Source organism: Paenibacillus endoradicis (assembly GCF_024721975.1).
Genome location: NZ_JANQBB010000003.1, coordinates 313851 through 326913, shown reverse-complemented (window position 1 = coordinate 326913; position 13063 = coordinate 313851). Strand labels below are relative to the sequence as shown.

The window sequence follows — 13063 nt, the reverse complement described above, 5'->3', positions numbered from 1 at the left end:
CTAACATCTTATCACTCATATGATTCAGCCTGCAAATATGGATATGTTGGTGTGCTGAATAAATTCAACTTCCATTGCTCCGTTTGATCTTCATCATTCCATTTGGCCAATTCAGGGAATACATGAGTAAGTACTTCTTCTATTCTCGAAACCGGAATAACTTGCAGCCCATTCAGATCAGCAAAGATTTCTTGCCAGTTTTCTCTAGGAATAATAACACGAACTGCTCCAGCTTGGAAGGCTGCTTCAACTTTAGCCAGTACACCACCTACCGGTTTCACGTTACCATGTATGCCAATTTCACCAGTCATTGCAAGACGATTATCGATTGGTACATTCAATATCGCTGACGTAATCGCTGTTGCCATAGCAATACCAGCCGACGGTCCATCTACAGGTGAACCACCTGGGAAATTAATATGTAGGTCATAGTCCTGTGGATTAAGACCTTTCAATCGAAGTACTGTCAGTACATTTTCAATCGATCCTTTGGCCATACTTTTTCTTCTTAATGTTCGAGAGCCACCGCCTAGCTCTTCTTCATCAACAACACCTGTAATAATATATTGACCTTTCCCTTTAGAAACCGGAATAGCACTGACTTCAATTTCAAGTAACGCCCCCATACTTGGACCATATACTGCGAGCCCATTAACAAATCCGATTTGCGGAACTAATGGAACTTTACGTTCTGGTCTTGGTGGAATCTGACTACTGTTTACTACCCATTCAATATCCATTGCCGTAATCTTATCTCTTTTCTCAGATAAGGCAAGACCCGCAGATAGCTGAATAATATTAACTGCTTCACGACCATTTGTTGCATACTGCTTCACAACATCGATAGCTTCTGGACAAGGAGAAAAACCAATTTTCACAACTGCATTTTCTGCCACTTCTGCTACCTCATCCGCAAGTAGTGGACGGAAATATACCTCCATACATCTTGAACGGATAGCTGGTGGAATTTCTTGCGGTGAACGAGTTGTTGCTCCTACTAATCGGAAATCAGCAGGCAATCCATTTTGAAATATATCATGGATATAGCTAGGAATATGACTATCTTCTGAATTGTAATATGCACTTTCAAGAAACACTTTGCGATCTTCTAGTACCTTTAATAACTTATTCATCTGGACAGGATGTAATTCACCTATTTCATCAATAAATAGAATCCCACCATGTGCCTTTGTAACAGCACCTGCCTTCGGCTGTGGAATACCAGCTACCCCCATAGCTCCAGCCCCTTGATAGATCGGATCATGAACCGAACCAATTAAAGGATCTGCGATACCTCTTTCATCAAAACGTGCAGTTGTAGCATCAATTTCTGTGAATTTTGCACTTGGTAGAAATGGAGATGACGGATTACGTTTTGCTTCTTCAAGCACTACCCTAGCAGCAGCTGTTTTACCTACTCCTGGAGGACCATAAATAATGATATGCTGTGGATTAGCACTGCATAATGCAGCTTTAAGTGCCTTTAAACCATCTTTTTGACCAACGATATCATTCAGTGATTGCGGCCTTGTTTTCTCTGCTAGTGGCTTCGTTAACGAAATCGAACGAAGCTTGCGAAGTTTGTCCATTTCCTTACGTGATTCCTTATCTACTGCAACTTTATTCATCTTCTGATTGCGTAATAGATTGAAGAAATACAATCCAATTACGACAGCAAAAAACACTTGAATAATCATTAACAATACGCTCATATTCATTACTTTACTCCACTCCTCTTATTATTGCTTTTTGAACGACCTGTTACAATCAAGGCTTAAAACATTTGCTTGTCAGCTCCAAGAAGATGCCATGAAGCTAAGAAACGAGTAGCGCAATGTACGTTATTGGTACATGAGCACATACAATGTTTCCGTAAGAAACATCCATCGGAAGCTTATGCCAGGCTTCCGATGGATGGCAGCTTCGCCGTCGAATTCACTACGGAGCTATTCATCGCGATCACAAGTAATTGTTTTGAGCTACCTCTTTTGGCAAACAAATTTTTCTCGTATTCCATAGTATTACCCTCTAGCAGATGGAATAATCTTGGTTCGGAAGAGAAATAATCAAAGATCACTCCGCTACTATAGTAATGGAGAGACAATGAAAACAAAAACACAAAAAATAAGGCATAAACTAAGATTGCAAAGTGAGTGCTCCTTAGTTAATGCCTTTTAAATGAATTGAAAATGTATATGAATGTAGCTTATTAGTCTTATACATTATAAGATCTATACATATTAAATGAACCAAGCGCCAACAAACGCGCTTACGCAAATAGCCAAGTAAATTAATGTAATCCATGGTTGATAGTCGACATACATCTCTTTCCACGTCATCGCCCAAGGATGACGAATTAGTACCCATCCAATTAAATCAATGATGATCGACAATAACATCCATGTTAATCCAATTATTAAAGCTTCAAGCCATAGATTGTCTGGTTGTACTTTAATGAAATAATAATAAGCCGCAATTGGCCAGAGAATGATGTTATAAAGTGCATGATACCTTACTGTTGCGGCATAAGACTTTATATCGTACATTGATTTGATCGGTTTTGTATTATCTTTATCCATCTTAAGTACATATCCATTGAAGCAAGTATGTAATATACCAATAAGCGTAACTGCGATATACGCAATGGCATACCAAAGTATAGATATTCCGAAATCCATCTCATCTCCCCTTTTCCAATGCTTAGTAGTTTATCAAAGCTATCACTCTACAAAAACCATCTAGCACCCCCTATAATGTAGCATCTTATTCCACATTATGTATCTGTTAGAACTGTTTTCACTAAATCATTAAGGCGCTCGTAAAAATTCATTCAACAAAAAAATCCTAACATCGGAATGATGTTAGGATTAATTATTATTAGTGCTTTACATGTTCATTACGACCTGGAATTTCTCCAGTCTCTTCAAACACACGTACAATTTCATCTATTTCTTTCTTCAGTTCTGAAAGCAATTCCGCCTCAGGAACTTTACGAATCATTTCTCCGTAACGGAACAACATACCTTCACCACGGGCTCCTGCAATGCCGATATCAGCTTCACGAGCCTCACCGGGTCCATTTACAGCACAACCTAGTACAGATACTTTAATAGGTACTTTGATTTTAGAAATATACTCTTCTACCTCATTGGCAACGGAGAACAGATCAATATCAAGACGACCACAAGTAGGGCAAGAAATTAACGTTGCCGCATTCGTAATCAAACCAAAAGTTTTCAGTAGCTCACGAGCAACTTTAACTTCTTCCACAGGGTCAGCGGATAAACTAATACGCAATGTATTACCAATACCTAGCGCTAATAAAGCACCAATCCCTGCAGAACTTTTAATCGTACCAGCATTCAATGTACCAGCCTCAGTAATACCAAGGTGAAGTGGATATTTGATAACTTCTGCAGCCATTGAGTAGGCTTGAATCGCCATCGGAACATCCGATGCTTTCAAAGATACAATAATATCATGGAAATCTAGTTCTTCTAGAATACCAATGTGATACATTGCACTTTCCACCATAGCTTCAGGAGTTGGATATCCATACTTCTCTAGTAAATGATTTTCAAGTGATCCAGCATTAACACCGATACGAATAGGAATACCCTTTTCTTTACAAGCAGCAACAACTGCTTCGACTTTCTCACGGCGACCAATATTACCTGGATTAATACGAACTTTATCAATTCCATTTTCAATAGCACGTAGAGCAAGACGATAATCAAAATGTATATCTGCAACTAGAGGAATATTAATTCGTTTCTTAATTTCCTTGATCGCATCAGCCGCTTCCATATTGTTAACGGTAACACGAACTAATTGACATCCAGCTTCCTCAAGACGCAATATTTCTGCAACGGTAGCATCAACATTCGCAGTCTTAGTTGTACACATACTTTGAATAAGAACCTCATTACTTCCACCAATCGTTAGATTACCAACTTTGACAGGTACGGTGTTCTGACGTAAGTACATATTTATCTCTCCCATGAACGGCAAAGTCCACCCCTTGCTCTGAATTTTCAAAGCATGAGGTGGTTCTTTCTTTGTCTGTATTCAAGTAACGTTAAGCACTTTCTTCCTTCTTGCTATCCTTCTTCTCAGCAGGGGCAAGTTCAGGAACAACTTTACTAGTTACTGTCTCTTCAGTTATTACACAAGTCGTCACATCTTCACGAGATGGCACTTCATACATCAAATCAAGCATGATCCCTTCAATAATCGCACGAAGACCACGAGCACCTGTATTACGCTTAATTGCTTCTTTCGCAATAGCATCAAGTGCATCTGCTTGGAACTCTAGCTTCACATTGTCAAGCTCAAGCAATTTTTGATATTGCTTCACTAACGCATTTTTCGGTTCCGAAAGAATACGTACTAGTGCAGGCTCATCAAGAGGCTCTAGGGTAGAAATAACAGGTAGACGACCAACAAACTCAGGAATTAACCCGAATTTTAATAGATCTTCTGGTAATACCATCGACAAGTATTCACCTGGTTTTAGATCTTTCTGAACTTCTCCAGTAGAGTTAAAACCGATGACCTTTTTACCGATTCTACGTTTAATAATTGATTCAAGACCATCAAATGCTCCACCACAGATAAACAAAATATTAGTAGTATCAATTTGAATAAATTCTTGATGTGGATGTTTACGTCCACCTTGAGGAGGAACAGAAGCTACTGTACCTTCAAGAATTTTAAGCAACGCTTGCTGAACACCTTCACCAGACACATCACGTGTAATGGATGGATTTTCAGATTTACGAGCAACTTTATCGATTTCATCGATATAAATAATACCGCGCTCAGCTTTTTCCACATCATAATCAGCAGCTTGGATTAATTTCAGAAGAATGTTTTCAACATCCTCACCAACATAACCAGCCTCTGTTAAAGACGTAGCATCAGCAATTGCAAATGGTACATTCAAAATACGAGCCATTGTTTGCGCTAGTAATGTTTTACCAGAACCTGTAGGACCTAGTAGTAAAATATTACTTTTCTGCAATTCAACATCCTCGATTTTGCTACCAGTATTAATACGTTTGTAGTGATTATAAACTGCTACAGATAACGATTTTTTAGCAAAATCTTGGCCAATAACATAAGAATCAAGTGTCGAACGAATTTCCATTGGTTTCGGAATACTCTTCAGATCCACTTCTTCTTCTTGTCCAAGCTCTTCCTCTACGATTTCAGAACAAAGATCAATACATTCATCACATATATAAACGCTAGGGCCTGCAACTAACTTGCGTACCTGCTCTTGCGATTTACCACAGAAAGAACATTTCAATTGAGCTTTCTCATCATTGAACTTAAACATTATTTCACCCCTTCATTCCAATATTACAGTATAGGTGAAGTAATCACCTTATCTATCAAGCCATACTCCAATGCTTCTTGTGCACTCATAAAGTTATCACGATCTGTATCACGATCAATCTTCTCGTATGTTTGACCAGTACGATCTACATAGATTTGATTCAGTTTTTGCTTGGTTTTAAGTATCCAATCCGCATGGATCTTAATGTCTGTAGCTTGACCACTAATACCACCAAGCGGTTGGTGAATCATTACTTCCGCATTTGGAAGTGCAAACCGTTTGCCTTTAGCACCTGCTGTAAGTAGTAATGAGCCCATACTTGCAGCCATACCCATACAAATAGTGCTTACTTCAGGCTTGATGTATTGCATAGTATCAAATATGCCCATACCTGCCGTTACTGAACCACCAGGTGAATTGATATAGAGATGGATATCCTTTTCAGGATCATCCGCAGCTAGGAATAACAATTGAGCAATTACTGCATTCGCAACATCATCATCAATCGCACTACCAAGAAATATAATACGATCTTTAAGCAAGCGAGAATAAATATCGTAAGATCTTTCCCCACGATTCGTCTGTTCTACAACGACTGGAACTAAGTTCATGCGATCAACCTTCTTTCATCTTGGACTTAATATGAACACTTTTATTGTATCACGTTGAAGAAGTGATGTCATTTTTTCGATCAAGTCTATGTCTACTTTTAATCTTCATTACTCATATGTATACGGTCATTCAAAAAGCTATATGTATGTTATGCAGATAGAAATCTCATGGAGCAGGTCCATAGTTTAAAAATAAGGCACGTATGCACACGTGCCTTATCTCTTAACTCATGTTCTACTATATGTGTTAAACAAATTAAACAGCTACACTATTGCTAACTAGGAATTTAATTGCTTTACGAAGCAATAGATCCTCAGTCAAGTTTTCTAGGTTGCCATTTTGCGTGAAAATTTCACGAATTTCTTCAGCTGGACGATTATAAGCTGTAGAAAGGCTAGCTAGTTCCTCGTTGATATCTTCTTCAGATACTTCAATAGATTCAGCTTTCGCAATTGCTTCTAGTACAAGGTTGTTAAGAACGCGTTTTTCTGCGTCACCCTTCATTTGGTCACGAAGTACTTGCTCGTTTTGACCAGAGAATTGGTAGTACAGATCAAGTGTCATACCTTGAGAACGTAGACGGTTTTCGAAATCTTGTAGCATGTAGTTTTGTTCAGTTTCTACCATAGCTGCAGGAATTTCTACTGTAGCTGCTTCAGCAACTTTAGAAATAACTTCTGCTTCTTGAGCTTGTGTAGCTTCTTTTACTTTGTTTTCTTGAAGTTTGCTTGCAAGATCTTTTTTGTACTCTTCAAGAGTATCAAATTCACTTACGTCTTTTGCAAACTCATCATCAAGTGCTGGAAGCGTTTTGCGTTTAAGCTCATGCAATTTAACTTTGAAAATTGCTGCTTTACCAGCTAGGCTTTCTTCCTGGTAACCTTCTGGGAATGTAACTTCTACATCTTTGAAATCACCAAGTTGCATGCCTACTACTTGCTCTTCGAATCCAGGAATGAATGAACCTGAACCTAGTTCAAGAGAGTAACGCTCAGCTTTACCACCTTCAAATGCAACGCCATCTACATAACCATCAAAATCGATTACAGTAACGTCGCCATTTTCAGCAGCGCCTTCTTCAACAACATTAAGCTCAGCATGACGTTGTTGTAGACGCTCTAGTTCAGCAGCGATTTCTTCTTCTGTTACTTCAGCAGAAACTTTAGCAACTTCTACGCCATTGTAAGCGCCTAGAGTTACTTCTGGTTTAACTGTAACTTTTGCAGTAAAGATGAATGTTTGTCCTTTTGCAAATTGAGTTACATCGATTTCTGGACGATCAACTGGTTGAATACCAGTTTCTTGAACAGCTGCTGAGTATGCTCCAGGAAGAATAATATCGATTGCATCCTGATACAAGCTTTCAATTCCGAATTTTGCTTCGAAGATTGAACGAGGTACTTTACCTTTACGGAATCCAGGTACGTTTACTTGTGCTACAACTTTTTTGAAAGCTTGATCAAGTGATTCTGATACTTTCTCAGCATCCACTTCTACGTTAATTGATACAGTGTTCGATTCTATTTTTTCCCAAGTTGCTTTCATTTTATGCTTTCCCCTCCAAAATGCTCATGCATTACATGTTTTCACGTCTAATAAACCACTCTATTATATACAAGTTATCGATTCTTTTCAAGGTAATAATTAATCAGAATCTTGCAAATATAGTGCGACCTCACGAATTACTCGACTAGCTTGCTCATATCGGAATCGATATTCATTCGTAATTCCATATGTTTCACGAATATCATCATCTACTGCGTACCCATATACAATGAGTTGCATAGTATGATGTAATCCAGCAGCAAAACAATCTTCAATGTATTCTTCTTCATTCAACATCCATCCGTAGCTACGTGTACCATATATGCATTGTAGACATTCGAGCCAAAGTTCAGTGACTAATATTGGCATTGTCACATCTACTTGTTCAAGTGCTAACACAGCTTTTTCTAATATAGCATTGACAGAATCCGGAAATTCATTCATTGATAATGGAGTTTCTTCTATGAGAAGATTCACTGTTTCATCCATGCGGGTCAATTGCACCGTACCAGAGCAACCTCTTTTTTTCAAACATTGTAATGCTTTAAATTGTACCGCAGAGGATAGTGTAGCCTCTTGAAGCCAATTAATCAACTGTTCATCTAATTCAGGAACGTCCAAATAAGTGGCACGCTCAAGTGTGAGCATTTTCTGCTCCATAGGTATGGAAGATTTGAGAGTGTCCATCAGCTTAGTTGCAGCTTCTGTCGCATTATTAGAGCCATAGTCACTTAATGCAGTTCTTCTAAATTGTTCCTCTAAATCTTCATTCTCAAGTCTATCTGCCTCATCGATGGTTGGGAATGATTCTTCAAGCCAGTTCAGAAGATTTTCCCACTCTATGGCATGTTGACGTTCATCACCTTGACACCGCAATAAAAATTTCAATAAATCTTTTGCTTCTTCAAACTGTTCCCTTTCAAGTAACTTAGTCAACTGAATTTGATATTGATCAAGCATAGATGGGAATAAAAATATATTTTCAGAAAAATTCTGCTCTTTATTACTGTTATCGGAAATATTAACACCACCTAACTATTTGCTAAGAAACGACTTATTTTTTACTTTCGTCAAATTATACCACGAAGATTTAAATAAAAAAATTGATATTAATTGTTTATTTCCAAAAAAAGGTGTTGCATCATATTCTTCGTTATGATATATTATTTGATGTTGCGTCTCAGTAGCTCAGTCGGATAGAGCACTCGCCTTCTAAGCGAGTTGTCGGGGGTTCGAATCCCTCCTGGGACGCCATTACGATTCCATTTAACGATTTACATATATAATAAAAACGCCTAAACCTTAGTGATCACAAGGGTTTAGGCGTTTTTTGTTGTTTATATTGAAAAAATATATATTTAATTACGAGATCGACCAAATAAGCATTCCAATAATTGGAACTTTATAGTAATATTTTAGTAGATACAAAAAAAAGGGGAGATTAAATTGAAAAAAATCATTTTGTCATTATTATTAATCGTTTTATTGAGTGCTTGCGGATCAGAAACAATTACAGCTCAAAGTGTTGAGGAAAACTTAGTAAAAGCTGGAGTAGATGTTGCTAATAAAGAAACTCTTGGAAAAGACACAATGAGCCTAATAGGTCTTACCATCTCAGAGGGTGTACGATATCCATTGGATGAGAAAGACAGTGTGCGTGTATTAGTATTTGAATCTAATAAAGATGCAAAGACTGCAAAAAAGGCATTAGATGAATTAAGCGAAAGTGCTCCAATGCTTTTAACTTATACTGAAATAAAAGGAAATATCCTTGTACAAGTAACCGGTGGAGTAGAAAAATCAGTAGCGGAGAAGTATTTAGCAGTAATTAAATAATCAAAGCGTTTTGGTTACAGAAGTAACATCAATTCTTTGCATCACTATAAGCGAAATCTTCTTCCATAAGTTAAGAAGATTTCGCTTTTTTATGTTAATTTACCTTCTTCGCTCATCACATCGTCAATTATTATTTTCATTCTCATAACTCCATCATCAATTTGGGTATCTGTTAAGTGTGCAAACCCCAAACAAAAAGCCAATTCACTGTCATTCACATAATTGTTTCTTACATCAACAATAGATAGATTATCTTGGATACAACGATCTAAAAACAACTCGTATTGTACAAGGTGTGCTTTCCATTTTACAAAAATATGTAATCCTGATTCTATCGGATAAAGTTCAACGACATGACTTAGATGCAGAGTTAACAGAGCGAATAACCTCTCTGCCTTTCTTCTATATACCCTGTTCATTCGTCTAATGTGACGATCGTAAAGACCAGTGTTCATAAATTGGGCAAGTGCACGCTGTTCAATAATAGAAAGGGGATGTCTTTCATACACTTGTTTGGCTAAACTGAACCACTTTTTTAGAGCGCTAGGTAAAATGACATATCCTAATCTAATATCTTGCATCATCGTTCTAGAGAAAGTTCCCATATAGATAACTCTTCCCTGCTTGTCTAGAGATTTAAGTGGCTCATTGGCTCGACCATAATGTTGAAACTCGCTATCGTAGTCATCTTCTATAATGTATGAATTATTTTCCTCTGCCCAATTCAATAATTGCAATCTTCGTTTCATACTTAGTACAGCTCCTGTAGGGAATTGCCTACTTGCTGTTACCATTACTAATTTATAATGAAAGTCTTCACTTGGATGAAAAATCATTCCTTCGCGATCAATTGGAAAAGCATGTACAATTCCACCCGCGGAAAGTATAGCATTTCTAGCACCTACATAATGAGGATCTTCCATGGCTACATAATCTCCAGCATTAATCAATAACTGAATGGCAAGAGTTATTGCTTGCTGTGAACCATTAACGATGACTATATCCTCTTGATTAGCTTGTATCCCTCTAAATAAACGCAAATGATGCACAATACCTTCCTTAAGCGCTTGGTGCCCGTCTGAAGAATAAGCATCGCCCATCTCCTTATCATATTGCTTTCTAACTTGCTCAAATAGTAATCGATTCCAATCTTGCATTGGGAAATGTTTCAAATCAACTTGTCCGAGTGAAAACGATATTTCGTTCCCAGTAGAATGTTTTCGGGTTACTTGATCATGGCGTAAATATTCTAATTCAGTCAGTCTTTTTCCCCATTCCGACAAGAAATCAGTTGATAACAACTCTTCATTGAATTCCTCACGCTCGACATAAAGCTCATCATATACAACATAAGTTCCACTTCCCAGTATACTTTGAACAAATCCTTGTGATTGAAGCATTTCGTATACGACATTAACTGTTCCTCTAGAAAGCCCATACCTTGTGGCCACTTCTCTACTAGATGGCATCTTACTTCCTACCTTTAACGTTCCATTCAAAATGTTATCTTTACAAACTTGAAACAATGCATCACTTTTATGACCATATTGTTCTAAATATTTATCGTAAGGTAAATATAATTCCACCTTGCTCACTCCTTTAAAAGTGGTACATCAAAAACATAATAAATTGGATCTTTTTAATTGTCTCTCTTATTTATACAATAAATTACATTACTAATGTAGAGGTGATGTATATGAGAAGAAAAGAATTTGCAATGACTGATGATAATATAGAAGACGTCAATGCCTTTCTCGAAGAAATGACATTTGGTTTTCTTGGAACGATCGGTGAAGATGGTTATCCTAACATTACACCGCTTAATTATGTGTACTATAATGGAGATATTTACTTCCATGGAAGTAAAATTGGAGAGAAAATGTCATCTCTTGCAGCAAACTCAAAAGTCAGTTTCTCGGTAGCGAAAGAGTATTCTATTATCCCTTCATATATGAATGATCCAAAATATGCTTGTCCTGCAACCGCATTTTTCAAATCCGTGTTATTTAGAGGCCAAGCAGAAATCGTTCATGATCTACAAGAAAAATGCGAGGTATTTACTGTATTCATGGAGAAATTACAATCCGAGGGCGGCTACGATGCGATTTTGCCTTCTGATCAAGGATATGCCAAACAGGTAACTGCTGCTGCTATTGTTAAAATTCGTGTGGAAGAAATGACGAGCAAGTTCAAATTTGGACAAAACTGGTCAGAGAAAAAAATTAAAAAAGTGAGTGATCAATTAATTGATAGGGATCAAACTCTTGATCATGAAACGGTGAGACTGATGAACCTGTATTGTCCTCATATGAAAGATCAAGCCAATTAATTCAATATCATTTAGACTGCCTTTTTTCTACCATAGCGTATAGAAAGTCCATTCCTGATTAATCGGAATGGACTTTTCTTCTACTCTGCAAATGGTAAATCGAATTGCCACGAAACGCCAAATTGATCTGCAAGCCATCCAAACTTTTTACTGAAGCCATATGTGCCTAGCATCATCAATTCTTCTCCACCCTGTACAAACGCAGCATAAAGGTTATCGATCTCTTCTTCTGAATCACATGTTATGAACATCGAATACGATGGTGTGAAATCAAAGCCGTGCTTGAAATTACTATCAATACACATAAATTTCTGACCTTTCAATTCAAAAGTAGCTCTAACGACTGTTCCCTCTGTACCACTTTCATTGACACCATACCTTGTTATACTTGTAATTGCTGAATCTGCGAAATGTGATGTATAGAAATTTATTGCTTTCTCTGCATTCCCTTGAAACATTAGAAATGGCGTCACTTGTGCCATGAAATTTCAACTCCTAATTGATAAGTGATAGACTGATATTATTTTGTAACCCATTATCCTTGTTTTACTGACTTATGCCAATGATCATAAATTACATTATTATCTATTTTTTGAAGGAATTACACTACCATGTACTGAATTACTCTAACAACAGCAATCAATAAGATGATCTGATTCTTCATTGGGGGAAGTAATGATTAATAACATATTAGAAAATAGATGGTATCGTTCTATTGCTACAATAATCCTAATTTGCTCTCTATCGGTAGTAATATACATATGGCGATATAACGGATCTAACCAACATGAAGTTACTATCGATTCCATTCAAGAAAACGATCTTACCTTCTCACTTATAAGTGTAAGTGGATCATCTGAATATGGAGACTTGTTCGTAGTTGATCAACTAGATAACAGTGGTGATTGGCAACGTATCTATGACAATAATTTTCAGGAACTGAAACCATGGAAACTTGAATTGGGAGACATCGATGGTGATCAGAAAAAGGAAATTCTCATTGCGGTTCACAAGACAACACACTTTGATGAACAAGATAGAAATCGATTGTTTATTTTCAACTTTGATGGTGAGAAGCTATATAAGAAATGGACAGGTTCAAAAATTGCAGGCGATTGGTCAAATTTCTTCGTTGGCAACTTGCTATCGATACCTGGTGATGAGCTTATCTTCATTCAGCAATTAGACAATCAAGTTGAAAAACTTAGTATTTATTACTGGCTAGATTTTGGATTTGTACAACTTGCCGAGAGTGAACGCTATTATGACATTCAGAATTTTAAGATCATAGGTGACAATCATTTTGAAATTACACATAGATTAAACAATACAACTGAAAAGCTTTCTCTAACGGTGAAAGACGGAAAAATAATCGAGGCAACAACACAGGAATAAATAAG

At 37.1% G+C, this 13063-nt stretch carries 12 protein-coding genes and 1 tRNA gene; 4 read left to right on the top strand and 9 right to left on the bottom strand.

Annotation, left to right across the window (positions count from 1 at the left end; all coding sequences use genetic code 11):
- Positions 1–11: 11 nt before the first annotated feature.
- The 7 genes from lonB to NV377_RS11750 form a co-directional block, all read right to left on the bottom strand.
- A complete protein-coding gene (gene lonB / locus NV377_RS11780; protein WP_258201407.1) occupies positions 12–1718 on the bottom strand; it encodes an ATP-dependent protease LonB in 1707 nt (568 codons plus the stop codon).
- A 522-nt stretch (positions 1719–2240) separates the two neighbouring features.
- Positions 2241–2678: a hypothetical protein gene (locus NV377_RS11775; RefSeq protein ID WP_258201406.1), complete on the bottom strand. Its 438-nt coding sequence runs from the start codon at positions 2676–2678 to the stop codon at positions 2241–2243.
- 199 nt (positions 2679–2877) lie between these two features.
- A complete protein-coding gene (gene ispG / locus NV377_RS11770; protein ID WP_258201405.1) occupies positions 2878–3987 on the bottom strand; it encodes a flavodoxin-dependent (E)-4-hydroxy-3-methylbut-2-enyl-diphosphate synthase in 1110 nt (369 codons plus the stop codon).
- Between the two features lie 91 nt (positions 3988–4078).
- The gene (clpX, locus tag NV377_RS11765; protein ID WP_258201404.1) at positions 4079–5341 is read right to left on the bottom strand and encodes an ATP-dependent protease ATP-binding subunit ClpX; all 1263 of its coding nucleotides are present in this window, start codon (positions 5339–5341) and stop codon (positions 4079–4081) included.
- A gap of 23 nt (positions 5342–5364) precedes the next feature.
- Complete coding sequence (clpP, locus tag NV377_RS11760; RefSeq protein WP_258201403.1) at positions 5365–5952, bottom strand: ATP-dependent Clp endopeptidase proteolytic subunit ClpP; 588 nt, start codon at positions 5950–5952, stop codon at positions 5365–5367.
- Between the two features lie 256 nt (positions 5953–6208).
- The gene (gene tig / locus NV377_RS11755; protein WP_258201402.1) at positions 6209–7498 is read right to left on the bottom strand and encodes a trigger factor; all 1290 of its coding nucleotides are present in this window, start codon (positions 7496–7498) and stop codon (positions 6209–6211) included.
- A 99-nt stretch (positions 7499–7597) separates the two neighbouring features.
- Positions 7598–8386 carry a hypothetical protein gene (locus NV377_RS11750; RefSeq protein ID WP_258201401.1) on the bottom strand — a complete coding sequence of 263 codons (789 nt, stop codon included), beginning with the start codon at positions 8384–8386 and terminating at the stop codon, positions 7598–7600.
- Positions 8387–8675: 289 nt separating this feature from the next.
- On the opposite strand from NV377_RS11750, the gene NV377_RS11745 reads away from it, so the two are divergent.
- Positions 8676–8752 (top strand) — tRNA-Arg (locus tag NV377_RS11745).
- 192 nt (positions 8753–8944) lie between these two features.
- A complete protein-coding gene (locus NV377_RS11740; protein WP_258201400.1) occupies positions 8945–9334 on the top strand; it encodes a hypothetical protein in 390 nt (129 codons plus the stop codon).
- Between the two features lie 89 nt (positions 9335–9423).
- Here NV377_RS11740 and pdxR read toward each other — a convergent pair whose 3' ends face one another.
- Positions 9424–10920 (bottom strand): MocR-like pyridoxine biosynthesis transcription factor PdxR, encoded by a 1497-nt coding sequence (gene pdxR / locus NV377_RS11735; RefSeq protein WP_258201399.1) that lies wholly within the window; start codon positions 10918–10920, stop codon positions 9424–9426.
- 110 nt (positions 10921–11030) lie between these two features.
- Between pdxR and NV377_RS11730 the strand changes: the two genes are divergently transcribed.
- Positions 11031–11663, top strand: coding sequence for a pyridoxamine 5'-phosphate oxidase family protein (locus tag NV377_RS11730; protein WP_258201398.1), 633 nt, complete (start codon positions 11031–11033; stop codon positions 11661–11663).
- An 80-nt stretch (positions 11664–11743) separates the two neighbouring features.
- On the opposite strand, the gene NV377_RS11725 is transcribed toward NV377_RS11730, so the two are convergent.
- Positions 11744–12145, bottom strand: a complete 402-nt coding sequence (locus NV377_RS11725; protein WP_258201397.1) for a VOC family protein — start codon at positions 12143–12145, stop codon at positions 11744–11746.
- A 193-nt stretch (positions 12146–12338) separates the two neighbouring features.
- Between NV377_RS11725 and NV377_RS11720 the strand changes: the two genes are divergently transcribed.
- Positions 12339–13058: a hypothetical protein gene (locus NV377_RS11720; protein WP_258201396.1), complete on the top strand. Its 720-nt coding sequence runs from the start codon at positions 12339–12341 to the stop codon at positions 13056–13058.
- The last annotated feature ends 5 nt before the right edge of the window (positions 13059–13063 follow it).

Excerpts from the sequence above, each read along its gene's own strand:
- tig (WP_258201402.1), bottom strand. The coding sequence starts at position 7,498 with ATGAAAGCAACTTGGGAAAAAATAGAATCGAACACTGTATCAATTAAC.
- clpX (WP_258201404.1), bottom strand. The coding sequence starts at position 5,341 with ATGTTTAAGTTCAATGATGAGAAAGCTCAATTGAAATGTTCTTTCTGT.
- clpP (WP_258201403.1), bottom strand. The coding sequence starts at position 5,952 with ATGAACTTAGTTCCAGTCGTTGTAGAACAGACGAATCGTGGGGAAAGA.
- NV377_RS11725 (WP_258201397.1), bottom strand. The coding sequence starts at position 12,145 with ATGGCACAAGTGACGCCATTTCTAATGTTTCAAGGGAATGCAGAGAAA.
- ispG (WP_258201405.1), bottom strand. The coding sequence starts at position 3,987 with ATGTACTTACGTCAGAACACCGTACCTGTCAAAGTTGGTAATCTAACG.
- NV377_RS11775 (WP_258201406.1), bottom strand. The coding sequence starts at position 2,678 with ATGGATTTCGGAATATCTATACTTTGGTATGCCATTGCGTATATCGCA.
- NV377_RS11720 (WP_258201396.1), top strand. The coding sequence starts at position 12,339 with ATGATTAATAACATATTAGAAAATAGATGGTATCGTTCTATTGCTACA.
- NV377_RS11730 (WP_258201398.1), top strand. The coding sequence starts at position 11,031 with ATGAGAAGAAAAGAATTTGCAATGACTGATGATAATATAGAAGACGTC.
- lonB (WP_258201407.1), bottom strand. The coding sequence starts at position 1,718 with ATGAATATGAGCGTATTGTTAATGATTATTCAAGTGTTTTTTGCTGTC.